Below are 26478 nucleotides of genomic sequence, written 5' to 3'. Positions count from 1 at the left end.
GTCTTCACTCCCTTCGCTTGGCTGCCGGAGTCAGGGTGCCCAGCACGATGTTGACGACAAGATTGCAGACCAGGACGAACACGATTGCGACCACGAGTGCGCCCTGCACGATCGGTACATCACCCCGCAGAGCGGAATCTGCTGCGAGCCGCCCGAATCCGGGCATCGAGAACATGGTCTCCATCACGACCGCGCCTCCGATCAGGGTAGGGATCTTCATCCCCAAGATGGCCAGTGCCGGCCCGGCCCCGTTGCGCAAGGTGTGGACGAAGAGAATGCGCGTCGGACTGATACCTCGCACCACTGCGCCGACGACGTAATCCTGCTCCAACTCGGAGACCAGTCCGGTGCGGAGCTGCCGAGCGATGTCGGCGACCACGTCCATGCTCAGCGCCACCGCCGGCATGATGATCAACATCAGCCAGCGGCCCGGATCTTCCTCCAGCGGAACGTATCCGGCGGACGGCAACCACCCCAGCCAAACACTGAAGACCAGGATGAGACCGATCGAGATGACGAACGGCGGCAAGGTCGAGACCACGGACGTGTAGGCGGTGACCAGACGGTCGAAAACGCTTCCCCGATACACCGCGGCGAGCAGCCCCAGGCCGACCCCGAACACGATACCGATCACCAGAGCCAGACCGGCGATCGATGCGCTGACGGCCAGCCTCTGCCCAATCAACTCACTGACGGGAATCTTGTTGAACCACGAGACGCCCAGATCCCCGGTGAGCATGCTCGACATCCAGTCGAAGTATTGCTGCCACAGCGGTTTGTCCAATCCGAACTCCGCGTTGATCCTGGCGATCGTTTCCGGCGTGGCCTCATCACCTGCGATTCCGGCGGCCGGATTCATGTCGCTGGCGGCGCCGAGAAGGAAGGTGATCAGGGTCGAGAACAAGAAGACCGGGATGACGATCAACGCCGTGCCCATCACCACGCGCAACATCGAACGCACCGCGCCCGGCCACACCGGGAGGGCCGAGGCTCTCCCGGTGTGGGCGGGTCCGATCGTGGTCGAGGTCATGAGACCGTGACGCCTTCCCAACGGATCTGGGATGGAAGGATGTTGAGATTCTTCAGCGCCGGGTCCGAGACGATGATCCACGGGTTGCTGAACAGGTAGTTGCTCGGCGACTGTTCCACACCCGCCTTCACCGCCGCCCACAGACGAGCCTGGTACTGCGGATCTTCGATCGGTGTTGCACGCACGAGATCGAGAGCCGCGACGAACTCCGGTGAAGCATGTGGGCCACTGAGGTTCATGATTCCCTCGCTGCCGTAGGTGGCGAGCAGGTTCTGAACCGGCGACTCGCGACCGATCGTGCCGTCGGTCGCCAGCTGCGGATTCTTGGCGATGTAGACCTCGCTCTGCCATGTGGATGAGCCCGGAGGCACCACCGCGATGGTGGATTCCACGCCGACCTTCTTCAGCTGCGCTTGAGCGAGTTCGGCTCGGTTGGTGGCCGTGGACTGCGCAGTGATCGTGAGTGACAACTCGCCCGGGCCGTACCCGGCTTCTTGCAGGAGCCGCTTGGTGCGCTCGGGATCGTAGCTCCACAACTTCTCGACCTCGGGGTTGAACGCCGGATTGCCCTCGGGGAAAGGCTGACTGGTGACGCTACCGAGGCCGGCAGTGATCACATCGACAAACGCCTGCCGATCAAACGCGTACCGGAAGGCCTCGACCACTTTCGGGTTGTCGAACGGCGCCTTGTTCAGGTTGATCGACGCATTGTTCGCGGCCAGGGAGGGCGCGACGGTCACGGTGAGGCCGGAGGCCTTCGCTTGTTCGGCCTGCAGTGCGGGCAATGTGGCGAAGTCGATCGAGCCCGACTGTACGGCCGCGACGAGTGTCGCCGGGTCCGGTGCGACACTGAGCTGGAACGTGTCGATATCGATGTTCTCGGCATCCCAGTAATCGGGGTTCTTCTCGAAGTAGGCGTGATCTTCGGCCACGAAGTCGGTGATCTTGAACGGGCCTGCACCAACGGGCCAGACACTCAACTTCTGTGTGTCCGACGCTGCAGCGGGACTCGAGATCGCACCGGTGCGTCCGGCGACCAGATACGGGATCTGGTAGTCCGGTGCCGACAACTTCAGGGTCACCTCGGTCGGGCTGTCCACGACCGCCTCTGTGACACCGGCGAGCTGATCCTTGAGGAACGAATCCTCCTGCGTCTTACCACGGTCGAAGAATGCCTTGACCGCAGTCGCATCGAGCACGGTGCCATCGGTGAAGGTCAGTCCGTCCCGGAGTGTGAATGTCACTTCGGTGCCGGTCTCGTTGTACACCCAACTCTCGGCCAACGACGGCTTCACGTTCCCGTCCTTGTCCACCTGGGTCAGTGATGCGTAGGCGAGGCTGATCGTGTTGATGTCGTTGCCGGTTCGGCTCGTCACCGGATCCCACGACGTGGGGAGGCTGAACGCCCACTTCACCTCGGAACCGCCTGCACTGCTGCTGGTTCCGCCACCGCATGCAGTTGCCATCAGTGCCACGATCAGCCCGAGTACTACGATGCCGGCACTGCGCCGGCTCTTCCTGCTCACTGGATACTCCTGTTGAAAAGAATTGGATGGGATGTGTCAGACGCTGGCGGAGAAGGCGCCGGGAAGTGGTGCGGGGGCAATGCCGTCGCGCGCCGCCACCGTGTGTCGATTCTCGACAAAGGGAAGGCCGAGGTTGCTGCGCAGGGTTGTTCCCTCATAGTCTTGTCGGACGACCCCACGGTCTCGCAGGATCGGCAACACCTCGTCGACGAATCGACGAAACTGCGCGGGATGACCGATGTGGATGTTGATGCCGTCCAGCGCCCTGCCATCGAGCCACCGCTGCAGTTCGTCCGCGATCGTCTCGGCACTGCCGGTGAAGGGTGAGAGCTTCGGCGAGCTGAGCGTCTCCACCGTCTGGCGTAAGGTCAGTCCGCGCTCGGCCGCCAGGTCGGTGATCTTCTTGGCGTTGGTATAGAAACTGCGCTCGGCGAACTTGAGAGCCTGGGTCGGGAACGGTGCATCGAGGTCATACTGCCGGAAGTCGTGCCACCCGAACGGCCTTCCGAGCTCGTTGAGAGACTTGTCGAAGTTGTTGTCCGCCAACTGCGCGGCGCGTTCGATCTCACGTGCATCGGCATCCGTGTCGCCGACCGTCACCGACACACCGGGCAGGATCACGATGTCGTCGGGAGAACGTCCCAGTGCCGACGCCCGGTTCTTGATATCGGCATAGAACGCCGCGCCGACCTCGAAACTCGGTGCATGAGTGAAGATTCCATCGGCGATCCGTGCGCCGAGATCGCGACCCTGTTCGGAGTCCCCGGCCTGGAATATCACCGGTTGCCCCTGCCTGGAACGTTCGATGTTGAGTGGACCGACGACGGAGAAGTACTCACCACGATGATCCAGAGCGTGCAGCTTACCGGGATCGAGGAACTGCTTCGTCTCCTTGTCACGCGGGAATGCGTCGTCCTCGTAGGAATCCCACAGCGCCTTGACCACCTCCACGTGTTCGAGTCCGCGGCCGTATCTGGTTGCGTAGTCGTAGTGTTCTTCGAGGCCGTAGTTTCCGGCCGTGCCCGCATCGCCACTCGTGACGACGTTCCAGCCGGCACGGCCTCGGCTGATGAGGTCCAGCGACGCGAAACGACGGGCCAGGTTGAACGGCTGGTTGAACGACGTGGTCGCGGTGCCGACGAGTCCGATGCTCGTGGTGGCCACCGCCAGTGCCGACAACAGGGTCAGCGGCTCGAGACGGTTCAGGTAGTGCGGAGGCGAATCCGGGGTGATGAACTGGCTGTCGACGATGAAGACGAGATCGAACTTTGCGTCCTCGGCGATGCGCGCATATTTGATGTACCAGTCGATGTCGACACTGGCGTCACCGGGGATCTCCGGGTCCAGCCAGGAGTAGGGATGACCTGGACCACCGGTGGGAGTCAGAACTGCCCCCAGCTTGAGCTGTCGCTTGGTCATGAAGATGCTCCTTATGTGAATGCCGTTGGCGGAGTTATTCACTCGTGTTACATCGGAGTGTATGGAACAAAGAACCCGGTGCAGAGGTTTAGATTCTCCGAGGTTCGAAACATATTTCTATGTTGTGGCGCGGGCGCCAGAACATAGTTCGTCAGTCGAAGAACTCCCGCGTCGACTCGGCGACCGCGGTCGCGACGAGGTCCGCAAGTTGATCGATTCCCTCAGTGTCGTCAGGCAACTGGGTCACTGAAATCCGCAACAGGTTGCGAGCGGTCGGCCCGACGAACGAGCGCGACCCCGCTCCGACCGAAATTCCCTGTCGGGCAAGAGCAACAAGCGCAGCTGTCTCGTCCGAAACCGTCACCCACACCACCAGACTGTTCGCGCCGGCGCGTGCATCGACGCCCCGGGCCACCAATGCGCCGAGAAGTGCGGTGCGCCGCGCGCCGTATCGCTCCTGCGCCGTGCGGACCGCGCGTTCGGCGTCGTCGCTGTCGATCAGGTACGCGAGTGTGTCCTGCAGAATGCGGCTGTTCGATCCGACCCCGTGACTGCGCAGCCTCATCGCCGCTTCGACCAGTTCCCGTGATCCACCCAAAACCGAAGTGCGAACATCGATTCCATACGCCTTGCAGTAGCTACGTATCCGAACGACGCGGTCCGGCAACGCAGCGCCCATCGAGGGCAGCTCGCCCGACTCCAGCGGTCCGATCGAATCATCCTCGAGGATCCATATCCCCGGATGGGCAGCGAGAACCTGCGCGAGCTCGTGGGCTCGTTCGTTCGTCACCACGTGATCGATGGCAAACGGAGCACCCGGCTGGAAGACGAATGCCACTGCACCGGCGGCCAATGCAGCCTCCAACTGATCGGGACAAGGGCCATCGGCGTCTGCGCCGACACCGATCGCATGCAGTCCCAGATCCCGGATCGTGTCCAGCACACCGGGTCCCAGTGGCTCGTCCACAGCGATCGTCGAACCGGGCGGAGCCGATGCCTCGAGCGCGAGCAACAACGCCTCGGTACCACCCCCGGCCGTCGCCCAGAACTGCGGCTCGAATGGCCAACTCTGCTCAACCGCCCGCTGCAGCCGCCGGGTCATCAACTCGCGACCGAACACATTCAGGGTCTCGGCCCCGAGGCTGGAGATCAGAGCATCTGCCAGCGATGGCTGTAAAGCCAGGTCGGGTGCGTTCTGGGCAAGATCGACTCCCCGCCAGTCCGCGATACCCCTCTCCGGAACAGAGTCTCGCGGCGGGAGGACGACTGTCCCACCACGCCGGCGGGTCTGCACAAACCCCTGGTCCTGCAGTTGCGACCACGCTTGGACGATTGCGCCGACGGTCAAGTCGGTCGTCTTGGCCAGCGAGCGAACCGTGGGGAGCCGGTCGCCGACCGCAATCTCGCCTGACCTGATCAATTCGGCAACCGCCTCGGCGAGATTGTTCGTGCGGCCGGCGACGCGCCGACCCAGCCACTCTGGAGCAATCACATCGGATTGAAGCGCACCCGACATCGTCGCCTCCTTCGATTGCTGCAGTGCAGCTCGTGCGACCACCGTTATCCGGCGAGCGCACCGGCCGGGACCCGGGTGATGATCTCAGGCACGCCCGGCAGTCGGAGACGTTCGAGGAACTGCACGATCTCGGCTGCCACAGATCGATGCGCCACGTCGTTGAGGATGTCGTGCCTGCCCTCGTTCACGATCACGACTCGCGCGACGGGCAAGGACTGGGCGAGTCTTTGCACCTCGCCCGCGGGACTGATCGCATCGGCCGAACCATGCACGACCAGCGCAGGAATGGCTGTGGCGGTGAGCGCTTCGGTTGTCACCGGCGCAGCCGGGACGTCGAATGCTCCCCGGTCGAGGTTGTCTCCCGCACCGAGCACCCCTCGATGAACCGGGCATGCCGACCTGATCTCGAGTTCGTCATCCCAGTCCACGGATGTTGCCGCGGCCGTCTCCACGGGAAGGCCGGCAACCACCACACCGGTCACCGCGGGCGTCGATGCTGCGACGGTCAGCGCGTCGGTGGCACCGGAGTCCGAACCCACCACCACGATCGGCAACGACGCGTCCGCCTCGGCAACCGCGCGAAGGGTCGCATCATGACCGGCATCCACCACCCTGACCCGATACCCGTCGAATGCGATGCGGCGAGCAAAACGGCGGTACACCCCGGCATGCTCACCGCGTCCGGCGATGACAATCACCGAACCACGCACCGTTGCTTCCGGTTCCAGCCAGTCGATACTCACAGACGTCCTAACTCCAGGTCGGCCCCGCACGGGGTGTCAGGCAACCATCTCGCGGCTCCTGGGTGGTGGACAAGATTAAGGTTCAGGCCGAACATAATTCGCGAATCGCGCCTTGGAGAGGCTTTTGTTCGGAACATGAACACGGCCAGGCCGATCAGTCGCCGGATCCGGCGAAGAACCCGACCACCTGTTCGGCGACGCGGGGACCGAAGACGGCATCTCCCCTCGCGACCGCGACGATCGTGCGCTGCACGTCGGCCTCGGCTTTCTTGAGGAGGTAGCCGGCCACCCGAGCGGTGGCCGACAACCCGCCGATCCCCGGACTGGCCCCTGGGCAAGAGCACCATCACCCGCCGACCACACCGGCCATCGGTCGGAGGGTGCCAAGATCGCCGAACCGGGTGGGTCATGGGGTGGCGCGCGCCACAATTGGAAAGCAGCCTCCTACCGCCCACACGCACCCAGGAGTCACGGTGACCGACACCCAGGAACGCCGGCCGGATCCACACATCGAGCTCATTCGGACCGACCCGGATCTACCACCGGTCGCGATCATCGATCGCAGTCCGATGACCATCGGAAAACGGCTCACCTTCGCGGTGATCGCCATCATCGGCGCGTGCGCGTGGGCGATCATCGCGTTCGTGCGTGGCGAGTCCGTCAACGCGGTCTGGTTCGTGATCGCCGCGATCTGCACGTACATCATCGGCTATCGGTTCTACGCCCGGCTGATCGAGATGAAGGTGGTACGTCCGCGCGACGACCACGCCACCCCCGCCGAGGTCCTCGACAACGCCCAGGACTACATGCCCACCGATCGCCGGGTGTTGTTCGGCCACCACTTCGCAGCCATCGCCGGGGCCGGGCCGCTGGTGGGGCCGGTGCTGGCGTCACAGATGGGATACCTGCCGGGCACCATCTGGATCATCATCGGCGCCGTGTTCGCCGGATGCGTCCAGGACTATCTGGTGTTGTCGATCTCGACCCGCCGACGAGGCCGAAGCCTCGGCCAGATGGCCCGCGACGAACTCGGGGACGTCGGTGGATTCGCGGCATTGATCGCTGTTTTCGCGATCATGATCATCTTGATCGCGGTGCTGGCACTGGTGGTCGTCAACGCGTTGGCCGACAGTCCCTGGGGCGTCTTCTCGATCGCCATGACCATCCCCATCGCGCTGTTCATGGGCGTGTATCTGCGCTTCCTGCGGCCCGGCCAGGTGTCGGAGGTGTCGCTGATCGGTTTCGTCCTGTTGATACTGGCGATCGTCTCCGGACGCTGGGTCGGTGAATCAGGCTGGGGCCGTGACTTGTTCAGCCTTTCTCCCATGTTCCTGAGCTGGTGCATCATCATCTACGGCTTCGCTGCCGCGGTGCTGCCCGTCTGGCTGCTGCTGGCACCACGCGACTACCTGTCGACCTTCATGAAGGTCGGCACGATCGTGCTACTGGCACTGGGGATCGTGATCGCCCGCCCGGTGATGCAGGCACCGGCGGTCAGCGACTTCGCGAGCAACGGGCAGGGCCCGGCCTTCGCCGGAGCGTTGTTCCCATTCCTGTTCATCACCATTGCGTGCGGCGCACTCTCGGGCTTTCACGCGCTGATCGCGTCGGGGACCACACCGAAGCTGCTCGAAAAGGAAAGCCAGGCCCGGATCATCGGCTATGGCGGCATGCTGACCGAATCGTTTGTGGCGATCATGGCCTTGATCACCGCCTGCATCCTGAACCAGCATCTGTACTTCGCGATGAACGCGCCCGCCGCCGTCACCGGCGGAACCCCGGAGACCGCGGCGGAATACGTCAACGGTCTGCCCGGCCTACGCGGCGACCCGGCCACCGCAGCGCAACTGGAAGAGGCGGCCAGAGCGGTCGGCGAGGAGTCGATCATCTCGAAAACCGGTGGCGCACCGACGCTGGCCATGGGCATGGCAGACACCATGCAGAGCGCGTTCGGCGGAGAATCGTTGCGGTCCTTCTGGTATCACTTCGCAATCATGTTCGAGGCGTTGTTCATCCTGACGACCGTGGACGCCGGGACCCGCGTCGCCCGGTTCATGCTCTCGGACGGCCTGAGCAATGTGAAGGGCGGCAAGCGCTTCAAGGACCCGTCGTGGCGGCCCGGTGCCTGGTTGTGCACCGTGATCGTGGTGGGACTGTGGGGTTCCATCCTGCTGATGGGGGTTACCGACCCCCTCGGCGGCATCAACACCCTGTTCCCCCTGTTCGGCATCGCCAACCAGTTGCTGGCCGCGATCGCATTGACCGTGGTGCTGGTGATCGTGCTCAAACGCGGGCTGTTCAAATGGGCGTGGATACCCGGGGTTCCGCTGGTCTGGGACCTGATCGTGACCATGACCGCGTCGTGGCAGAAGATCTTCTCGAACAACCCGGCCATCGGGTATTGGCAACAGCACCAAGACTTCGTCGAGGCGAAGGATTCCGGCCTGACCGCCTTCAAAACCGCCAAGACATCCGGCGAGATCGATGCCGTGATCCGCAATACGTTCATCCAGGGCACGTTGTCGATCGTCTTCGCGGTGCTCGTCCTGATCGTCGTCATCGCGGCGATATTCGTGTCCACCAAAGCGATTCGCAGTCACGGCCTGCCCACCACCGAGGACGAACCGGTGCAGAGCAAGTTCTTCGCACCGAGCGGGATGATCGCAACGCCGACCGAAAAGGAGGTGCAACGCGAATGGGACGAGTATCGGAAGGAGAAACCGGCACCGCTGCCTCGATGACACGGCGTGGCCTGCGGGCGGTGCGCTGGTATGTGAGATCAGTGATGGGCGACAACGACTATCAGCGCTACGTCGCCCACCACCGTTCGCGGCATCCAGACGCCCCGCCGCTGACCGAGGGTGACTACTGGCGTGCGCGTTACGCTGCGCAGGACAACAATCCGCAGGGCCGCTGTTGCTGATCGCAGGCCGCCACGAGAACCTCGCTCACCGCCACGCGCCCCGGATGTATTGGGGCGGATACGGCGCCTGATCTTTGTCGAGTCCGAGTTCGTGCGCAGCGCGGAGCGGCCAGGCCGGCTCACGCAAGGCGGCACGACCCAGCAGGACCGCGTCGGCGGCTTCGGAGGTGAGAATCTTCTCGGCCTGTCCGGGCTCGGTGATCAGACCGACCGCGGCAGTCGGCAACCCCGAGTGCTCACGAATGATCCGGGCGAACCGGACCTGATAGTCCGGGCCGACCGGGATCTCCGCCGCTACGTTGCCGCCCGACGACGTGTCGATCAGGTCGACGCCCCGGGTCTGGAGAATCCCCGCGAGCTCTGCACTGTCCTCGGGTGTCCAGCCGCCCTCGGTCCAGTCGGTGGCCGAGAGCCGGACGAACAGCGGCTTGTCCGACGGCCACACCCCGCGCACCGCCTCGACGACCTCGATCAGAAAACGGGTGCGTCCGGCGAAGTCGCCGCCGTACACGTCGTCGCGGTGATTGGACAACGGTGAGAGGAACTGGTGGATCAGATAGCCGTGGGCCGCATGGAGTTCGATGACGTCGAACCCGGCCTCGTCGGCGCGGCGGGCGGCCGCGGCGAACGCCTGGACCAGGTTCTCGATCCCGTTGTGGCTCAACGACTCCGGCGTGTCATATCCGTCGAACGCGATCGCCGATGGGGCGCTGGTCACCCATCCGCCGTCGGCAATCGAGATCGATCCACTGGCCTGTGCGAACGGTGCGTACGTGGACGCCTTACGTCCGGCGTGCGCAAGCTGCATCCCGATCACCGACCCCTGGTCGTGGACGAAGTCGACGATCCGGCGCCATGCCGTGGTGTGCCGATTACTCCACATCCCGGCGTCCTGCGGACTGATCCGGCCATCCGCGGTCACGGCCGATGCCTCGGTCATGATGAGACCGAACCCACCGGTCGCGCGGCTGCCCAGATGAACCAGGTGCCAGTCGGTGGGCAGGCCGTCCTCGGCAGAGCAGCTGTACTGACACATCGGCGCCAGCCATGCCCGGTTGGTGATCGTCAGTCCGCGGAGGGTGATCGGCGTGAAGAGCGCAGGGTGGGTCATACGGTCCACAACGACCGTGAGTCCTCATCGATTCCGACGGCCGACAGACGGGTCCAGAGTTGCTGCGCGAGCGATACATCCAGGCCCGCCCCGACGAACTCGTCGCTCCAGATCCGCTTGTCCGACCGGCGCGAGTGCCACCCGATGAAACGACCGACCTGCGCGTCTTCGCTTGTCGCGGCGTACAGGATCGGGAGGGCGCCCTCGTCGGCATCCCGGGAGATGGTCGCGTGGGCGAGCGCCACGACCGTCCGCTGCAGGATGCCGGTTGCCGTGTCGTGCATGGGGGTGGTGCTCACGCCGGGATGTGCGATGAAACTGCGGACAGACGATCCCATCCCTCGCAATCGACGCTCGAGCTCGGTGGCGAAGAGCACCGTCGCAACCTTCGAGCGCACATACGCCCCGCTGGGTGAGTGGTCGTGGCCGAATGTCAGGTCCCCGAAGTCCAGGTCGGCCCGGAAGCGGCGATAGAGATTCGAACCCACGCTGACCACTCGGGCATCGTCACCGCGTTCGAGCAGTGGCAGCAGTTGGTCGGTCAGAACGAAATGTCCGACGACGTTGGTGGCGAAGGTGCTCTCGATGCCGTCCGCGGTGACCACATGCGGCTGGTTCGCGATGCCCGCGTTGAGGACGAGAACGTCCAGCGGGATGTCGTCATCCAGCATCCGGGCAGCGAACGCATCGACTGAGGCCAGGTCGGCCAGATCCAGTTCGTCGACCCGGCAGCGCGCTTCCGGATGTGCAACGCGGATCGCGTCTGCCACCCGTTCGCCTTTGTCGAGGTCACGAACCGCCAACACCACCTCTGCACCGCGTGCGGCGAACTCTCGGGCCACGATCGCACCCAGGCCGCTGCCGGCTCCCGTGACGATCATGCGCCTGCCGGTTTGGTCGGGCATCTGATCCAGCGTCCAGTAGGTGGTTTTCTGGCCCATCACTTCTCCTCCTGGTCGTGGAATCGAGACCGAACTGATTCGGATAATTGATCCGCTTCGACAAACCTAGCAGAAGTGGATAGATCATCCGAATGGATTTTTCCTCCGGTACACTCGGCCTGTGGACGACATCCAGCACGCACATCCGGGCGAAGGCCTCCGCGCCGACGCGGTGCGCAATCGCGACGCGTTGCTGGCCGCGGCCCGTCACTGCCTCGCATGCGGCGATGACACCCTGGCGATGAACGCACTTGCCAAAGACGCCGGGGTCGGGGTCGGGACGGCGTACCGGCACTTCCCCAACCGGCAGGTGCTGCTCGAGGCCCTGGCCGTCGACTCCTTTGACAAGCTGATCGTGATCGCGCGCGAGATCGCCGAGGATCCCGACACGCTGCACGCCTTGGAAGAACTGATCGGATCCGCGATCGAACTCCAGCTCGACGACCCCGGCCTGGCCGCGGTGCTCGCGTCCGAAAGCCCCACCTGCCCGGACACCAAAGAGTTGTTCGGCGAACTGGGACAGCTGATTTCGCAGGTTCTCGCGCGGGGTGTGCAAGAGGGCGCGATCTCGGCCGCGCTCGATGCCGCCGACATCAAACATCTGATCTGCGGCACCACGTTCGCCGTCCGGACCGCCGGCCGCGACTCGCTGAACAACTACGTGCAGGTGCTCGTCAAAGGGCTACGCGCCTAGGTCCACTGTCCGGCATCGACCCCCACCCGGCACGTCATCCGTCCTGAGCCGGGCCCGCGGTCACCGCTTCGATGGCCTCCCACATCTGTTGCGCCAACTCACGATCGAGACCGACGCCCCTGATCTCGTCGCTCCAGATCCGCTTGTCACCCCGACGCAGGTGCCAGCCGATGAACCTGTCGGTCTCGGCGTGCTCACTGGTTGCGGCAAAGAGCAGCGGCAGCACACCTTCCTCCGGCTCGCGCGCCACGGTCGCATGTGCCACCGCCATCGCCGCTCGCGGCAGTACACCGGTCACCGTGTTGTGCATGGGAGTCTTGGTGAAACCCGGATGTCCGACGAAACTCCGTACCGACGAACCACTTTCGCGTAATCGCCTCTCGAGTTCAACAGCGAACAACACCGTTGCCACCTTCGCCCTGACGTAGGCGCCGTGGGGTGAATGATCATGCTCGAAGGTCAGGTCACTGAAGTCGACCTCCATCTTGACCCGGCGGTAGAGGTTGGAGCCCACGCTGACCACCCGCCCGGCGCTCGCCCGGTCGAGGAGCGGCATCAGCTTGCCGGTCAACTCGAAATGTCCGACGACGTCGGCCGCGAAGGTGCTCTCGATACCGTCCGCGGTGAGGAGGTGCGGCTGATTGCCGACTCCCGCATTGAGGATCAGGCCATCAATCGGCTCGTCCAGGGCGGCCATGTGTTCGGCGAAGGCGCGCACCGACTGCAGGTCGGTCAGCTCGATCTCCCCGACCTGAACCCGGGCGTCGGACCGCACGGTCCGGATCTTGTCCACCACCCGACACCCTTTTGCGACGTCGCGTACCGCCACGACGACATCGGCCCCGCGTTTCGCGAACTCCCGGGCCATGATCGCGCCGAGCCCGCTGCTCGCACCCGTGATGATCACCCGTCGCCCACTCTGGTCCGGCATCGCTTGCAGATTCCAGTGGAAGTACCTGTCGGCCATCGGTAAACCTCCAGACCTCCGATGAACAATCCGGTGCACTTCGAATGTAGCCCGCGCGAAAGTTGTCGCCGGCAAAGTCGCGATTTGCCGACGATGGAGGTGTCGCGCCTCAGCACCGACGCATCACTCCTCAGCACATCGCTGCAGTGGGGCCCGGTTCAGCCGACCCGGTTGAGCGACAGCTGGCGGGTGACCACCTCGACGATCCGGTCCGGTGACGCATTCAGGCCGCCGGAGACCCATTCGGCGGTCAGTTCCGCGATACCGCCGACCAGCAAAAGTGCCAACGGCCGGCGGTCCTGCACCGGGACCGCGTCGTCACCGAAGATCTCCGGAATCCTGGCCGCCAGCAGCCCGGCGAATTCGTTGACGATGGCGCGGCGGTGTTCGCGGGTGGCGGCCAGGCCCAGCGACTCGGTGAGCACCACTCGCCCCTTGCGCTGATCCTCGGTCATGATGGCGATGAAAGCGCTTATCGCCGAACGGATCTGTTGCTCAGGCGCGGCGTCCGGGTCGTCGGCCAATGCGTCCAGGACCGCCGCGCGGACCTCGGCAGCGAGCTCGTCGAGCAGATCGCTCATCAACGCATCGAGCCCGCTGAAGCTCTCATAGAAGTACCGTTCGCTCAACCCCGCCGACCGGCAGACCGCGGTCATCGTCGCCCGTTCCGCCCCGACGGAAGAAACGACCTCCAACGCGGCATCGAGCAATTGCCTGCGCCGGCGGCTCACCCGCTCATGTGCGCTTGCGCCACCGTACTTCCGCTCTGAGACCGCCACCGCACCATGTTGACACCCGCCTCGATGTGATGCACGCTACGTTATCAGGAAGACACGCCTGTCAGATAGAAAGTGATCCAGATGGCCCACAAAACCTCACCCGCGCCGGTCGGCGCCACACCCATCACCGGCGGTCGGAGCGTGCCTTTCATCGGGGACGCCTTTGCCTATTTCCGCCGACCCCTGGAGTTGATGGACAACCGGTACCGAACCGGCGGTCCGGTGTCGGAGCTCTCGTTCCTGGGCCAGAAATGGGCGCTGATACTCGGCCCTGACGCACTCGGGGAAGCCCTGATCAACCGGGACTGCGCACTGGTCAACGGGGCCGGTTGGCGCACCCTGATCGGCCCGTTCTTCGACCGCGGCCTGATGTTGCTCGACGGCGACGAACACCGCAGCCACCGACGCATCCTGGCGAAGGCGTTCACGCGGGAGCGGTTGGCGGCCTACACCGAACTGATGCAGCCGACGATCGCCGAACACGTACGCACCTTGCCTGCGTCGAACGACCACCTGGCATATCCGGCACTCAAGGAACTCACCCTAGACATCGCGACCGAACTGTTCATGGGTGGCGCCGAGGGCCTGGCGCCCGGTGAGATCGACCGCGTCAATCGATCGTTCATCGGTTGCGTCCAGGCCGCGACCTCGATCGTGCGCTACCCGCTCCCCTTCACCCGCTGGCGCCGGGGCGTCCGCGGACGGGCCACACTCGAGGCATTCTTCGAGCGGTATCTGCCCGCCCGGCGAGAAGGCATGGGCGACGACGTGTTCAGCGTGTTGTGCCGGGTGGAGGCCGATGGCGAGCGGTTGTCGGAGCGCGACGTCATCAATCACATGATCTTCCTGATGATGGCCGCCCACGACACGTCCACCAGCACGTTGAGCACGGTCCTGTTCGAACTGGGAAAGCACCCGGAGTGGCAAGAACGTTGTCGCCAGGAATCGCTGGCGCTCCAGACCGACTCCCCCACTCCGGACCAACTCGGCGAGCTGTATTCGGCGACGCTCGTGATCAAGGAATGCCAACGGCTGATCACCCCGGTCCCGGTGATCGTGCGGCGAGCCCGCGCCGATACCACCATCGCGGGCCGGCACATCCCGAAGGACACCCCGGTCGCACTCGGACTGCATCACAACCACCACCTGCCCGAACTGTGGAGCAACCCGGAGCGGTTCGATCCCGACCGTTTTTCGGACGAGCGCCAAGAGGACAAAGTGCACAAGTTCGCCTGGAACCCGTTCGGCGGTGGCGCCCATCGGTGCCTCGGACAGGTCTTCTCAGATCTGGAGGTGCGGTCGGTGCTGCACCACTACCTGCTGAACTTCCGCTGGACCGTTCCCGCGGACAGGACCGCACAACTCAGCTGGTTCTCACTGCCCTATCCGACCGACGGCATGCCGATCGACCTGCGCCGGATCAGCTGATCAGGAGCGGTCTGCGGTCGAGGTAATCGCGAGATCGGCCAGGAAGTTCTCGGCGAGGGCTCGGACCCGCGCCCACTCCGGCGCCGATTCGAGCGCATCGAAGGCCACCAGGTGGGAGTTCTCCGGGGATGAGATCTCCGCGAGGAGTCGATCGAGCGACGCCAGATCGCGACCACAGGCCTCGCTGAGCCCCCACGGCATCGAGGTGGTGAGCTCGGAGAATTGCAGGGGAAGTTCGTCGACACCGACATCGAGACGCTCGAGGAACGCGAGCTGATCGGCCGCCGGCGACGCCAGGCGGCGGATGACCGAGACCAGCGCTCTCGTCCGCAGTTCGCCCCCGGTCAGGTCTACCGATTCCGGTCGCCGACCATCGCGGCCACTGTCCTCGATACGCGGCAGCGCATCAAGGCCCTGTGGGCCGTCCCCTTCGAACATTCGCGACCATCCCCCGGCGGTTGGTGATCCCTCAGATGAATTAGCTATTCGATGCATTCTTTACCAAAGTGTGCCATCTTGTCACCCGCTCGGCGAGGGGGGTCACCCAAAGACACACAGATCTCGGAATTCGCACGTTTGGATCACGGCCCGGCCTCTTCGGGCGTCGCAAACCCTCAAGTCCAGGTTAAGACTTATATGTTTGCCGGGACCTGCGCCATCGGCGCACTGAAGAGGAGCACCATGCACAAGCCCGGGCACATCTGTATCTCGATTCGCGCTCGGCACGCCGTGGTCGTTGCGATCGCGGCCCTTGTCGCACTGGTGTTGATGCCGGTGTCGCCGGCGGACGCACAATCGATCGTCCGGCCGGTGGCCGCGGATCCGAGCGTGATCCGCGGCGATGACGGGCGCTACTACATGTATGCCACCGCCGACGACTGGGGCGACGGCCAGGGCGCACGCAACATGACGATGTTCACCTCGTTCGACCTCGTCGACTGGGCATACGTCGGCGATGTCTTCCCCACTGCCCCCGAGTGGCATCCGGCAGGCAATCTGGGCTGGGCCCCGTCGATCCACAAATCGGCCGGCACCTACACCCTGTACTACTCGCTGTACGACGTGAGCAATCCGTGTATCGGGATGGCGACCTCGACATCCCCGATCGGACCGTGGGCCGATCTCGGGCGTCCCGTGTTCTGTGCGAACGATGTCGGGATCAAGGGCACCATCGACCCGTTCCTGTGGGATGACGGAACATCGAAGACACTGTTCGTCGGTAACTTCCACGGGGTCTACGGGGTTCCGCTCAGCGCCGACGGGACCGCACCGGCGGGCCCGCCCGTCAAGGTCGCCGACGAGCGCTTCGAAGGTCCCGAGATCGTCCTGCGCGACGGCTACTACTACCTCTTCGTCTCGGCGGGCAATTGCTGTAACGGGCCCGACACGGCGTACCGGGTGCTGGCCGGACGCTCCCGGGCACTGACGGGACCATTCCTCGATCGCAAGGGTGACGACCTCAACGCCGGCGGCGGCGCCCTGGTGCTGGCGGGCAACCAGGAGTGGGCCGGCCCCGGACACAACACCGTGGTCACCGACGATGGCGGCACCGACTGGATGGTCTACCACGCAGTTCCGCGCTCGGACCTCGAACTGCCCGGTGGCGCTCAGCGTCGGGAGGCGATGATCGACCGCCTCGTGTGGGCGAACGGATGGCCCGAGCTCGGCGACGGTTCACCCAACTCCACCGGGCCGGCGTCGCCCGACGTCGAACTCCCTGTCCGCGTGACACTCACACCGGAAACCCCCACCACACTCCCCGAGGCCGGTGGTCCGGTCAACGCCAAGCTGATGATCACCGCCCCGGCCGACCATGCCTACACCGGGCAGGTCTGGGTCGACGTCCTGATGCCGGACGGCAGCACCGCCACAACGATTCTCGGCGCCGAGACCATCGACGTCCCGGCCGGACAGACGATCGAAAAGGTCGTCTCCTATACGGTGCCCGGGGAGTCCCCCGGCGGCGTCTACGGCATGTTCGGCTTTGCCGGACCGACCATCGAGGCGCCTGCGGAAATGGGGACGATCACCGTGGTGAAAGACGGACCGGCCCTGCCTCCGAACCCCGGCGGGACGAACCCCGCACTCGCCTGAAGGCGAGGCTCAAGCGGGCTGCGGCGCCTCGGCATGTAGGCGCCGCGCGATCGCATCGAGCAACTCCTGGACATCGGCGTCGTCGCCACCCGGATAGTTGGCGACGAACTCGGTAAGGCGTTGTCGCTGTGCGTCCAACAGCCGCTGGGCCTCCTTCACACCCTCCGGGGTGATCAGTGCCATCCCGTGGCTGACGGTGATGAGCCCCCGTGCCTCGAGCTGCCGCGCGGTCTCCTCGACCTTGGGCAGCGGGGTGTGCGAGGCCTCGGACATCGACCGGAGCTCGCGGGTGCCCTCCTCGGCGACCCTGCTGACCATCCACGCCTCCCCACGCGACAACGGGCTGTCCGCGGTGTCGACCACCAGCTCCCAGGCTCTGAGCTTGTCTTCGCGGGCCAGGGTGCGCCAGATCTGAAGGCGCAACTCCTCCAGCGACGACCTCCCACCGGCCATGCCGAATGACGTTCCGACGTCGGGCATCTTGGTGACCTCACGCAGTGGTACCTCGGGCAGCAGCCACGAGAGCGCAAAGGCCAGGGCACCGATCGGAACGGCAACGAGGAACACCACCCCGAACGTGTCGGCGTAGTTGTTCAAGAACCACTCCTCGACACCCGACGGACAGGTGCGCACCGTGGCCGGCGACGCCTCCAGAACATCGGGCGAACATCGACCCAGGGCACCGGCGGGCGGCGAGGTCCCGGAGAGCTCCGAACTCAATCGAGCATTGAAGACCGCACCGAATACAGCCACACCGACCGCTGAGCCGATCGTGCGGAAGAAGGTCGCGCCGCTGGTCCCGGTTCCGAGGTCCCGGAACTCCACCCCGTTCTGCACGGCGAGGATCAAGACCTGCATCACCATGCCCAGGCCGGTGCCCAGAACGAACAGGGACAGCGCGATCGCGACGTCCGATGTCGAACGGTCCATCATGGACAGCAGGTACAGACCGACCGTGAAGATCGCGGTGCCGAGGATCGGGTACAGCTTGTAGCGCCCCGTCCTGCTGATGAGCTGGCCACTGCCGATCGAGGTGATCAACATTCCGACCATCATCGGGATCATGTTCAGGCCCGACTCGGTCGGTGATTCCCCGCGAACGTTCTGCAGGAACAACGGCATGAAGGTGATGGCACCGAACATCGCAAATCCGACCACGAAGCTGACCGACGAGGCCACTGCGAACACCCGGTTTGTCAACAGCCGCAACGGGATCACGGGCTCTTCCGCGCGCTGTTCGACAAAAACGAACGCGACAACACAGACCACTCCGAAAGCGCTCAGGCCCAGCACCCGCACCGACGACCAACCCCAGGTGTCGCCGAAACTGGTCACCAGCACGATGGAGGTCGCGGCACACGCGAGCAGGAACACCCCGATGTAGTCGATCTTCGGCTTGGCCTGCGCCGACGTGTTCGGCAGCACGAAGAAGACCGCCACCAACGCGATCGCCCCGATCGGCAGGTTGACGTAGAAGACCCACCGCCAGCTGAGACTGTCGACGAAGTAGCCACCGAGCAACGGTCCGGCGACGCTGGCCAATCCGAAAACCGCGCCGAACATACCCTGATAGCGGCCGCGCTCACGCGCGGACACCACATCACCGATGATCGCCTGCGCCAGCACGATCAGGCCGCCACCTCCGACGCCCTGCAATGCCCGGAAACCGATCAACTGCCACATGGAACCGGCGAGGCCACACAGTGCCGAACCGACCAGGAAGATCACCACACAGAGGATGAAGAGTGGCTTACGGCCGAGGAGATCTCCGAGCTTGCCCCACAGCGGTGTCGTCACCGTGGTGGCGAGCATGTAAGCGGTGACCACCCAGGTGATGTGCTCGGCACCACCGAGGTCACCGACGATCGTCGGCAGGGCCGTCGACACGATGGTCTGATCGAGAGCGGCCAAGAGCATCGCCAACATCAGTCCGCCGAAGATCGCGTAGATCTTCCGCTTCTCTAGTTCACCCGCGGGCGCACCGGTGTCCGCACTCTTGGCTTCGGTCATGATCCGGTCCTGTCCTCGTCGACCCGGGATTGACCTTTCGAGTCTCGCAGGAACCCGCTGCGCATATGCGGGAAAACGATTTCACCTCTTTGCGCCTATGCCCCGGCGGGCATCCAGGTCCGGGCTGCCACAACCAGTGCCTTGATGCCGATCGACATCGTGGGTTCGATGACCGGAGCGTAGTGCGGCGAGTGGTTGGACGGCACTTTCAGCAACGCGGGGTCTGTCATGTCGCCCGTCGTGAACAACGACGGATCGGCGCCCCCGAGCAGCCAATAGGACAGCGGCGCACCCGAACTGGTGGCGAAGATCCCCACATCCTCGCTGCCCGCACCCGCACCCGGGTCGAGAATGTTGCTTTCTCCCAGCCAGCCGGCGAAGACGTCGAGGGTCTTACCCAGCGCTTCGGCGTCGTTGGTGACGACGGGGAATCGTTCGATCTCCGTGATCGTCGGTTCCTGCGGAGCACCGGCGGCGGCCGCCTCACCTTTGACGATGCGGTCAACACTGTCGAGAACGCGCTGTCGCACCTGCGGGGTGTATGACCGGATGTTCAATTGCAGTTCGGCGTCGCCGGGGATGACGTTCGCGGCATCGCCGGAGTGAATGGATCCGACGGTCAGGACTGCGGTGGCAGTACTCGGGATCTCCCTGGAGATGATGGTCTGCAACCGCAGCACCGTTGCGGCGGCAAGGACCACGGGATCGACGGACGCCTCCGGCATCGACCCATGGGCGCCTTTGCCGACGAGATGGACACGGAGCGAATCCGACCCGGCGTACGACGCCCCGGCGTGGCCGGCGATCTTTCCGGCCGGCAGCGGCGAGACATGCTGGCCGAGTACCACATCGGGCTTTGGAAAGCGGCCGAAGATCCCGTCGTCGATCATGGCCTGCGCGCCGGCACCGAGTTCTTCGGCCGGCTGGAAGACCAGTAGCAAAGTACCGCGCCAGGTGTCGGTTCCGGTGGACAGGACCTGCGCCGCGCCGAGCAGGCAGGTCGTGTGCAGATCGTGCCCACATGCATGCGCGACCGGAACGGTCTTGCCGTTCTGGTCGGTGGCGGTCACGGTGCTCGCGTAATCCAGTCCGGTGTCTTCTCTGACCGGCAACGCGTCCATGTCGGCCCGCAGCAGGGCCACCGGGCCGGACCCGTTCTTCAGCACTCCGACGACTCCGGTCCCACCCACACCGGTAGTGACCTCGAAGCCCAAGGCAGTGAGCCGATCTGCCACGATCTTTGCGGTGCGATGCTCCTGGAATCCGAGTTCTGGATGACCATGGATGTCCTTGTACAAATCCTGCAGCGCCGGATCGATCTTGATGTCGTCTTGAATGGCCATGGGGATGAGTCCTCCCTGATTGCCCGACCGCGGGTGTCACCCGGCGCCGTCGGCAGCGGCCTTTGCCACCACCCAGACTCCGTGAAACAACCCTACGACCCGCGGGAGCGCCGGGAACCCTTATCAGAGAAACCCGCCCCACCCGATCTCACGTCCGGTATGTACTGATCAGAAGCCATGCGGGACAGACCGTTTGCCCCGAATGCACCAGATTGATCTGCGCGCAGCGGAATCGAATCAGCTTCACCGGAACCAAATCAACGGGCGGCAAGGCGGTGGCCGGATCTTTTCGAAGATTGTCGTTTCAGCCAATGGTGTGGCCATCCCGCCGGTTGCACACTGTCAATCATGAGCGCCGAAGTCTTCGAAATCGTCCTGGCAACAGCCATATTCGCGCTGGTCGCGGCGACGATCATCTCGCTCGCCATCAGCACGGTCCGGCAGCCGCCACCCGCGGAGGTCGTCAGCGAATCACCAGATCAGAGGTTGTCGCACTCAAGGTGATCGGCGCGATCGACTTGCCGCGCATCCACGAGTTCACGAACTGTGCCAACTCCGGATCATCGGTGCGCTGCAGATATGCCACCTGCGGGATTTCGACCGCACCGATGAGATGGCGCGGCGTCGACGTCAGGCCCACGTGTCCCGGCGTCATCCGCATGCCGTCCGCGGTGTGCAACTGCACCGGTATCCGGCTGCCCGCCCCGGTGATCACAACGGCGTCGCGAGTGGTCGCCGCGGGATCGAAGTTCGCGACCTCCAACCGGTACCCGGACGGTCCGGCGTGTAATCCCACCGCCTCGAGCAGCCGCGGGTCGACCACGCTGTAGGGCAGCCCGATGTCGATGAGTGTCTGACCATCGACCGCGGCGTCCCGCGACGGCAGTGATGCCGACAGGTTCCACGGTTTGGGCGGAGCCAGTGTCTCGGCGGAGCGATCGGTCGCAGAGTTCTCCACCATGCCGCCCTGCAGCGGCGAATCCGTGGGCACGAACGTCCAAGCCGGGGCGTGGATGTCCTTACGCCAGAAGCCGGTACGACCATCGTCGCGGCCTTCGACCCGCAGCTCGCGCTTCTCGACCCCCGGTCCGGTGGAGATCACCGTGATGCTGGAGGCGATCTCACCCGGAATTTTCGGCTGGCGCGTCCAGTCCGGCGCGGGTAACTGCACCGCCGCCGTCGAACGATCCCAGGTCTCCTGGTTGAGGTCCGTCGCACTCGGTTTACCGGTCTGCGGCTCCCAGCTGTAGCGAAAGAACACCGAGTCCGACCCGGATGAGTCGAAATCGAAAGTCCGGGTGTACATGTCGCCATAACGGTTCATCACGAAGGTGGTGGACGCCGCCGCCGACAGCGACACCGATCGGAAGCGCCCACCCAGCGGGCCACCGATCTCGTAGCTGTTGTCGTTGGGCAGCCACGGGTCGGCGTAGGTGATGCGGCTGCCGTCGCCGGTGAGCGCCGGGATCATCGTCATCTTGGCCTGACCACTGGGATGCACGCGGCCGGCGATGTCTGCGTACTCGCCGTTCGCGGTCGGCGAGGTGACACTGAGCGCCCACCCGCCGGTGCGTGTGTCGGGCAGCGTACGACCGGGCCCCAGCCACAGCAACGCGCCCCACCCCGACGTCCAGTTCCACGACAACGGTGACTGGGTGACGTTGTCCATGGTGTAGATCCACCCGGCACGATCAATCCCGACGAGTTCGTCGTCGTCGAGTGAGATGGCGGTGATCGCGCCGTTCAGGCACGACGGCAATCGGACGATCCGCCAGGGCGCACCGCCCTCCCGCGGCCGGGTGAGCAGCTCCCCGTCGACGAGGACGAACTCCCAGTAGTGGTTGAACTGGGTGCGTTCAGTGCGCAGATCGACACGAGCAGGTGCATTCGCGCCGCGGTACGTGGCAAAGGTGTCCAGCCCGGTGCGATCCCCCGTGGACGGAGCCCCCGGTGGCAGCTGCGCAGTCCCGAATGGGACACATCCCGCGGGCCCGGCGCCGGCGACCGGCGAGGCGATGGCGGTGGCCGTGCCGACGACTGTCATGAGCGCGACAACAACCCCGGCACATCGAAGGTTGATGCGGCGGGCCAGAGAAGACTGCATGCACGGACTATGCCATGGGCCACCGGTGCTACCGCCCAGTTGTCTGGACGGTAGCACCGTGCTTTCACACTATGGAGTTGTAAAGGATGCATGCGCGGTCCCGAAAGATCTCGGGTGCGCTGGAGTGGAGAGTCGGTTGAGTCAGGCGGCGAGGGTCAGGGTGCGTCGGTTGTAGGCCGGTAGGGGTCTTCGCTGGGGGTCGATGTCAGCGGGCGGGATCATCCACGGGTGCCCGTCGGAGCCCATGATCACGTCCCAGCCGGTGTTGTGAACGGCCATATGGCAGGTCCGGCAGAGCAGGCACCCGTTCTCCAGAGTGGTCGCACCGCCGTCCACGAAGTGCACGATGTGGTGACAGTCCGACCAGCTGGCATGACCACCACATTTCACACAGCAGACGTCGCGGATGATGATGGCTTTGCGGACCAGACCGGTGAACAACCGTTTCGGCGGACTCAGATCAACCGGCACCTCCTGCCCATCGAGAATGATCGGGGTGATCGCCGAATCACACGCCAACATTGCGGCGGTCGCCTCAGTCACCGGACCCATCCACGGCAGGGTGGCGGCCTCGGGATGATCGGCAGGAACGGTGACCATCACCTCGGTGCGAGGCGCTGACACCAACGTTTGCCCACCACCGCCGCAGTCCAACAGTTGATGCAGCGCATCCGCGCGACGTTGGGTCGGGGAACGCGGATCATCCGAGCCATCGGGTTCGGAACGGGCCCGGGACCACCGGTCCAACGCCGAGTGCAACTTTTCTCCGATGACAGCATCCACATCGAACGTGCCGACACAGCGGCCCTCACGAACTTTGTATTCGAGACTGTTCAGCGACCGGTCTTCGGCCGGCGGCGGCCCACCGGTGTCTTTGGCGATCTCGTTGCCCAGCGCTCGGGCGGCGGCGCTGATCTCTGCCGGTGGCGCCCCGGGAGATGGCGTGGTTCAACAGTTTCCGCTCGAACCCGATCTTCTGCTCGGCGGTGACCGGATCCTCGGACCGCCCGACCACATGCGCCACACCCTTGACCACCGCGTCCACGTGTTCGGATGACAAGAACCCGTCGCGCGAATATCCGGCCGTACGATCCAGGCCGGCCAAGCCAGACCCGATCCGCAGCCACCGATGTGCGGATGCCGGCGCCGCACCATTGGCCTGCAACAACTTTGACGTCGTCGACCCCGCCTTGCGGGCAATACCCGACTCGTCGATCACCGCCGCACACACCGCCAACTGATGCTCAGCAGTGTTGCGCAGCGTGATCAGATCTTTCACCACCCCCAACACCGCGTCCGCGTCATCGGGTATCAGCAGGTCAACGATATCGTCGACCATCTCGAGTATTCGCATGGCACAGCACCTTCCAGCGGGAACACGAACCGGGAACGTCGACCGGAGTGTGTCTGCGGGGAAGGCGTCAGATACGTGGGGCGTGTGGCCGATTGACTCCACCGTACCGGCTCGAACGCATGTTCGCAAGGAAATGGTCGGTGAAACCCGCTGATCACCAACGCATTTAGATAGTTTACGAAGCAACTCGAACTACCGCCAGTTCAGATCACCGGATCAACGACGCCACTGATACCGGATCTTCGGCCGCCCGGCGTTGCCATAATCGGTGTGGCGCACCAACGTTCCTTCTTCAGCCAGCCTCTCGAGGTAACGCCATGCCGTCACCCGCGATACCCCCACACTCTTGGCCGCGTCGGAGGCAGTGATGCCGCCGACGGTGTCGCGGACAACTTTTGCAATCTGGTCGGTGGTACCCGGCGCAGCGCCCTTCCGCGCGGCGGACCGGTCTGGGCCCGTGCGCAATTCGGCGAAGGCCCGGTCCACCTCGGCTTGGCTGGCGGCGTCGGTACCGGCAGGGAGAGCCTCGCGGTACCGCCGGTAGCGCTCGAGTCGATCGCGAAACGCCGCGAAGGTGAACGGCTTCAGCAGATATGCCAGCGCCCCATTGGCGACCGCGGCGCGCACGATCTCCAGGTCGCGTTCCGACGTGATCGCGATGATGTCGGGCGCTGGGCGCAGGCCCGACAACGCAGACGCGAGATCGATACCGGTGGCGTCGGGCAAGCCGATGTCGAGCAGCACCAGGTCGATCGGGGCTCCACTGGCCGATGCCGCGACGGCAGCCTGCATTGCCTCCCGGGCTGTATGGACCTGCGCAGCCGCGGTGAAGCCGGGGATTCTCCCTAGATAGGCGCTATGAGCCTCGGCGATCAATGGTTCGTCTTCGACGATGAGCACATTGATCATCGCGACTCCTTGCCGATGCGCACCGTCACCACCGAACCGTATGTCATCTCCGCGGTGAGTCTGCCGTGGTGTCGAGCGACGACCTGGGCGACCAGCGCCAGACCCAGACCACGCCGCCCGTGCTCACTCCCGGCCTTCGTCGAATAGCCGCGCGCCGTCGCTCTGGAGAACTCCGCAGGGTCCATCCCGGGGCCGCTGTCGGCGACCTGGATCAGCAAGTCGTCCCCGTCCAGTCGTACCGTGACCTCCACCCACGGGTCCTCGCGGTCGCACGCGTCGAGAGCGTTGTCGATCAAATTTCCGACGACGGTGACCAGTTCCAGGCCTGACAGCGGCACTTCCTCTGTGTTCGAGGACAATTCGGTGTCGTCGGTGACAGTCAGGCCGATGCCACGTTCGTCGGCCTGGGCGCTCTTGCCGAGCAACAGCGCCGCGAGAGCAGGGTCGCCGACGGCTCCGGACAGGCGGTCGACGAGACGTTGGGACAGTTCCAACTCGGTGGTTGCGAACTTCACGGCCTCATCGCCGCGCCCCATCTCGACGAGCGTCACGATGGTGTGCAATCGGTTCGCGGATTCGTGGGCCTGGGAGCGCAGCGATTCGGCAAACACCTTCATCGAGTCGAGTTCACCCAGCGCACCCTGTAACTCGGTGCGGTCCCGGATGGTCACGACCTCGGTGTCGGGAGACCGCTCACCGGGTACGTGAGAACGGTTCACCACGAGCACCCGGTCGCCGGTGACATGAACCTCATCGCGCGCACCGGGAGAGTAGGAGCGCAGGAACAGCGGCAGGGACTCTGTGTCGATCTCGCCCGACGGTAGTGCCAGCAGGCGCCGGGCCTCGTCGTTCACCAACGCGACACCACGCCGGTCGAGCACGATCAGTCCCTCCGAGACCGAGTGCAGGATCGCGTCGTGGTGCTCGTACATCACTTGGAGTTCGGTCGGTCCGAGGCCGTGGGTCTGCCGGAGCAACCGTCGCCCGATCGCCCAGATCCCGATCAGTGACACCCCCAATGCGGCGAGCGCGACCAGGATGATCTGCGGAAGCTCGTCCCGCCAGCGCTGCCCGAGGGTTTGCTGGGTGATACCCGCCGACACCAGGCCGATGATTTCCCCCGATGACGAACGGACCGGGGCCACCGCCCTGACGGAGGGCCCGAGGGTCCCGGTGTAGACCTCGGTGAAGGTTCGGCCTTCCAGTGCCGGTTCGATGGTGCCCAGGTAGTCCTGGCCGATAAGGGCCGGGTTGGTGTGGGTGAAGCGGGTCCGATCGGGCGCCATGATCGTGATGAACTCGATCCCGGTGTCCTCGCGAATGCGCTCGGTCACCGGTTGCAGGATCTGCGCCGCGGTACCGGATTCGATGGCTGATGCCGTCGAGGACGACTGCGCCAGGGTACTGGCGATACCGAGGACCTGCTGGCGCGCTGCCGAGTCACTGTCACGGCGGGCGTCGAGGAAAGCCAGTGCACTCCCCGCGAGCACGATCACCGCGACCACAACGAGTTGCAACACAATGGCCTGACCTGCCAGGGAGCGTGGCACCAATCTCGTCATCGACCTCTCCGCCTGAACGAAATGA

24 protein-coding genes are annotated in these 26478 nt (G+C 64.7%); 6 read left to right on the top strand and 18 right to left on the bottom strand.

Features of this window, described 5'->3' with window-relative positions; all coding sequences use genetic code 11:
• Positions 1-4 precede the first annotated feature (4 nt).
• The 6 genes from AC51GR_RS04965 to AC51GR_RS04940 all read right to left on the bottom strand — a co-directional run bounded on the left by AC51GR_RS04965 (position 5) and on the right by AC51GR_RS04940 (position 6541).
• The gene (locus tag AC51GR_RS04965) at positions 5-1030 is read right to left on the bottom strand and encodes an ABC transporter permease (protein ID WP_496323505.1); all 1026 of its coding nucleotides are present in this window, start codon (positions 1028-1030) and stop codon (positions 5-7) included.
• Positions 1027-2556: an ABC transporter substrate-binding protein gene (locus AC51GR_RS04960; RefSeq protein WP_496323504.1), complete on the bottom strand. Its 1530-nt coding sequence runs from the start codon at positions 2554-2556 to the stop codon at positions 1027-1029. The genes AC51GR_RS04965 and AC51GR_RS04960 overlap by 4 nt, the downstream gene beginning before the upstream one ends.
• Positions 2557-2592: 36 nt before the next feature.
• Complete coding sequence (locus AC51GR_RS04955; RefSeq protein ID WP_496323503.1) at positions 2593-3975, bottom strand: LLM class flavin-dependent oxidoreductase; 1383 nt, start codon at positions 3973-3975, stop codon at positions 2593-2595.
• Between the two features lie 151 nt (positions 3976-4126).
• The gene (locus AC51GR_RS04950; RefSeq protein WP_496323502.1) at positions 4127-5491 is read right to left on the bottom strand and encodes an aminotransferase class I/II-fold pyridoxal phosphate-dependent enzyme; all 1365 of its coding nucleotides are present in this window, start codon (positions 5489-5491) and stop codon (positions 4127-4129) included.
• A gap of 44 nt (positions 5492-5535) precedes the next feature.
• A complete protein-coding gene (locus tag AC51GR_RS04945; RefSeq protein ID WP_496323501.1) occupies positions 5536-6234 on the bottom strand; it encodes an alpha/beta hydrolase in 699 nt (232 codons plus the stop codon).
• Between the two features lie 154 nt (positions 6235-6388).
• Positions 6389-6541 carry a hypothetical protein gene (locus tag AC51GR_RS04940; RefSeq protein ID WP_496323500.1) on the bottom strand — a complete coding sequence of 51 codons (153 nt, stop codon included), beginning with the start codon at positions 6539-6541 and terminating at the stop codon, positions 6389-6391.
• A 166-nt stretch (positions 6542-6707) separates the two neighbouring features.
• Between AC51GR_RS04940 and AC51GR_RS04935 the strand changes: the two genes are divergently transcribed.
• Both AC51GR_RS04935 and AC51GR_RS04930 read left to right on the top strand, forming a co-directional pair.
• Complete coding sequence (locus AC51GR_RS04935) at positions 6708-8975, top strand: carbon starvation CstA family protein (protein WP_496323499.1); 2268 nt, start codon at positions 6708-6710, stop codon at positions 8973-8975.
• The gene (locus AC51GR_RS04930; protein WP_496323498.1) at positions 8972-9157 is read left to right on the top strand and encodes a YbdD/YjiX family protein; all 186 of its coding nucleotides are present in this window, start codon (positions 8972-8974) and stop codon (positions 9155-9157) included. The genes AC51GR_RS04935 and AC51GR_RS04930 overlap by 4 nt, the downstream gene beginning before the upstream one ends.
• Positions 9158-9182: 25 nt before the next feature.
• Here AC51GR_RS04930 and AC51GR_RS04925 read toward each other — a convergent pair whose 3' ends face one another.
• A complete protein-coding gene (locus tag AC51GR_RS04925; protein WP_496323497.1) occupies positions 9183-10268 on the bottom strand; it encodes an NADH:flavin oxidoreductase/NADH oxidase in 1086 nt (361 codons plus the stop codon).
• On the bottom strand, positions 10265-11209 hold the full coding sequence (locus AC51GR_RS04920; RefSeq protein ID WP_496323496.1) for an SDR family NAD(P)-dependent oxidoreductase: 945 nt from the start codon (positions 11207-11209) through the stop codon (positions 10265-10267). Before AC51GR_RS04920 ends, AC51GR_RS04925 begins: the two co-directional genes overlap by 4 nt.
• A 121-nt stretch (positions 11210-11330) precedes the next feature.
• On the opposite strand from AC51GR_RS04920, the gene AC51GR_RS04915 reads away from it, so the two are divergent.
• Positions 11331-11903, top strand: a complete 573-nt coding sequence (locus AC51GR_RS04915; RefSeq protein ID WP_496323495.1) for a TetR/AcrR family transcriptional regulator — start codon at positions 11331-11333, stop codon at positions 11901-11903.
• A 34-nt stretch (positions 11904-11937) separates the two neighbouring features.
• Here the strand turns inward: AC51GR_RS04915 and AC51GR_RS04910 are convergent, their stop codons facing one another.
• Positions 11938-12870: an SDR family NAD(P)-dependent oxidoreductase gene (locus tag AC51GR_RS04910; RefSeq protein ID WP_496323494.1), complete on the bottom strand. Its 933-nt coding sequence runs from the start codon at positions 12868-12870 to the stop codon at positions 11938-11940.
• 158 nt (positions 12871-13028) lie between these two features.
• Positions 13029-13649: a TetR/AcrR family transcriptional regulator gene (locus AC51GR_RS04905; protein WP_496323493.1), complete on the bottom strand. Its 621-nt coding sequence runs from the start codon at positions 13647-13649 to the stop codon at positions 13029-13031.
• An 81-nt stretch (positions 13650-13730) separates the two neighbouring features.
• Between AC51GR_RS04905 and AC51GR_RS04900 the strand changes: the two genes are divergently transcribed.
• Positions 13731-15077 carry a cytochrome P450 gene (locus AC51GR_RS04900; RefSeq protein ID WP_496323492.1) on the top strand — a complete coding sequence of 449 codons (1347 nt, stop codon included), beginning with the start codon at positions 13731-13733 and terminating at the stop codon, positions 15075-15077.
• Here the strand turns inward: AC51GR_RS04900 and AC51GR_RS04895 are convergent, their stop codons facing one another.
• Positions 15078-15515 carry a hypothetical protein gene (locus AC51GR_RS04895; RefSeq protein WP_496323491.1) on the bottom strand — a complete coding sequence of 146 codons (438 nt, stop codon included), beginning with the start codon at positions 15513-15515 and terminating at the stop codon, positions 15078-15080.
• Positions 15516-15758: 243 nt separating this feature from the next.
• Between AC51GR_RS04895 and AC51GR_RS04890 the strand changes: the two genes are divergently transcribed.
• Positions 15759-17171, top strand: coding sequence for a family 43 glycosylhydrolase (locus AC51GR_RS04890; protein ID WP_496323490.1), 1413 nt, complete (start codon positions 15759-15761; stop codon positions 17169-17171).
• Positions 17172-17180: 9 nt separating this feature from the next.
• Here the strand turns inward: AC51GR_RS04890 and AC51GR_RS04885 are convergent, their stop codons facing one another.
• Entirely contained in the window at positions 17181-19181 is a 2001-nt protein-coding gene (locus AC51GR_RS04885; RefSeq protein ID WP_496323489.1) for an MDR family MFS transporter, read from the bottom strand.
• Between the two features lie 95 nt (positions 19182-19276).
• Positions 19277-20524 (bottom strand): amidohydrolase, encoded by a 1248-nt coding sequence (locus AC51GR_RS04880; protein ID WP_496323488.1) that lies wholly within the window; start codon positions 20522-20524, stop codon positions 19277-19279.
• A gap of 348 nt (positions 20525-20872) precedes the next feature.
• Here AC51GR_RS04880 and AC51GR_RS04875 point away from each other — a divergent pair, with 348 nt between their 5' ends.
• Positions 20873-21028, top strand: coding sequence for a hypothetical protein (locus AC51GR_RS04875; RefSeq protein WP_496323487.1), 156 nt, complete (start codon positions 20873-20875; stop codon positions 21026-21028).
• Here AC51GR_RS04875 and AC51GR_RS04870 read toward each other — a convergent pair.
• The 5 genes from AC51GR_RS04870 to AC51GR_RS04850 form a co-directional block, all read right to left on the bottom strand.
• Entirely contained in the window at positions 20988-22628 is a 1641-nt protein-coding gene (locus AC51GR_RS04870) for a hypothetical protein (protein ID WP_496323486.1), read from the bottom strand. The two genes, AC51GR_RS04875 and AC51GR_RS04870, sit on opposite strands and share 41 nt — an antisense overlap.
• A 141-nt stretch (positions 22629-22769) precedes the next feature.
• The gene (locus tag AC51GR_RS04865) at positions 22770-23465 is read right to left on the bottom strand and encodes an HNH endonuclease (RefSeq protein WP_496324086.1); all 696 of its coding nucleotides are present in this window, start codon (positions 23463-23465) and stop codon (positions 22770-22772) included.
• Positions 23437-23982: a hypothetical protein gene (locus tag AC51GR_RS04860; RefSeq protein ID WP_496323485.1), complete on the bottom strand. Its 546-nt coding sequence runs from the start codon at positions 23980-23982 to the stop codon at positions 23437-23439. The genes AC51GR_RS04865 and AC51GR_RS04860 overlap by 29 nt, the downstream gene beginning before the upstream one ends.
• 216 nt (positions 23983-24198) lie before the next feature.
• Entirely contained in the window at positions 24199-24891 is a 693-nt protein-coding gene (locus AC51GR_RS04855; RefSeq protein WP_496323484.1) for a response regulator, read from the bottom strand.
• Entirely contained in the window at positions 24888-26453 is a 1566-nt protein-coding gene (locus AC51GR_RS04850) for a sensor histidine kinase (RefSeq protein ID WP_496323483.1), read from the bottom strand. Before AC51GR_RS04850 ends, AC51GR_RS04855 begins: the two co-directional genes overlap by 4 nt.
• Positions 26454-26478: the final 25 nt, after the last annotated feature.

The sequence above is a fragment of the Williamsia sp. z71 genome, assembly GCF_059553375.1.
Note: the sequence above shows the minus strand (reverse complement) of the source record. Positions and strands in the feature narration are given on the sequence as shown.

Bases quoted from the DNA above. Each gene is read 5' to 3' on its own strand.
- AC51GR_RS04900 (WP_496323492.1), top strand. From the start codon at position 13,731: ATGGCCCACAAAACCTCACCCGCGCCGGTCGGCGCCACACCCATCACC.
- AC51GR_RS04920 (WP_496323496.1), bottom strand. From the start codon at position 11,209: ATGGGCCAGAAAACCACCTACTGGACGCTGGATCAGATGCCCGACCAA.
- AC51GR_RS04885 (WP_496323489.1), bottom strand. From the start codon at position 19,181: ATGACCGAAGCCAAGAGTGCGGACACCGGTGCGCCCGCGGGTGAACTA.
- AC51GR_RS04860 (WP_496323485.1), bottom strand. From the start codon at position 23,982: ATGCGAATACTCGAGATGGTCGACGATATCGTTGACCTGCTGATACCC.
- AC51GR_RS04925 (WP_496323497.1), bottom strand. From the start codon at position 10,268: ATGACCCACCCTGCGCTCTTCACGCCGATCACCCTCCGCGGACTGACG.
- AC51GR_RS04950 (WP_496323502.1), bottom strand. From the start codon at position 5,491: ATGTCGGGTGCGCTTCAATCCGATGTGATTGCTCCAGAGTGGCTGGGT.
- AC51GR_RS04965 (WP_496323505.1), bottom strand. From the start codon at position 1,030: ATGACCTCGACCACGATCGGACCCGCCCACACCGGGAGAGCCTCGGCC.
- AC51GR_RS04855 (WP_496323484.1), bottom strand. From the start codon at position 24,891: ATGATCAATGTGCTCATCGTCGAAGACGAACCATTGATCGCCGAGGCT.
- AC51GR_RS04930 (WP_496323498.1), top strand. From the start codon at position 8,972: ATGACACGGCGTGGCCTGCGGGCGGTGCGCTGGTATGTGAGATCAGTG.
- AC51GR_RS04850 (WP_496323483.1), bottom strand. From the start codon at position 26,453: ATGACGAGATTGGTGCCACGCTCCCTGGCAGGTCAGGCCATTGTGTTG.
- AC51GR_RS04955 (WP_496323503.1), bottom strand. From the start codon at position 3,975: ATGACCAAGCGACAGCTCAAGCTGGGGGCAGTTCTGACTCCCACCGGT.
- AC51GR_RS04870 (WP_496323486.1), bottom strand. From the start codon at position 22,628: ATGCAGTCTTCTCTGGCCCGCCGCATCAACCTTCGATGTGCCGGGGTT.
- AC51GR_RS04880 (WP_496323488.1), bottom strand. From the start codon at position 20,524: ATGGCCATTCAAGACGACATCAAGATCGATCCGGCGCTGCAGGATTTG.
- AC51GR_RS04910 (WP_496323494.1), bottom strand. From the start codon at position 12,870: ATGGCCGACAGGTACTTCCACTGGAATCTGCAAGCGATGCCGGACCAG.
- AC51GR_RS04890 (WP_496323490.1), top strand. From the start codon at position 15,759: ATGCACAAGCCCGGGCACATCTGTATCTCGATTCGCGCTCGGCACGCC.
- AC51GR_RS04875 (WP_496323487.1), top strand. From the start codon at position 20,873: ATGAGCGCCGAAGTCTTCGAAATCGTCCTGGCAACAGCCATATTCGCG.
- AC51GR_RS04895 (WP_496323491.1), bottom strand. From the start codon at position 15,515: ATGTTCGAAGGGGACGGCCCACAGGGCCTTGATGCGCTGCCGCGTATC.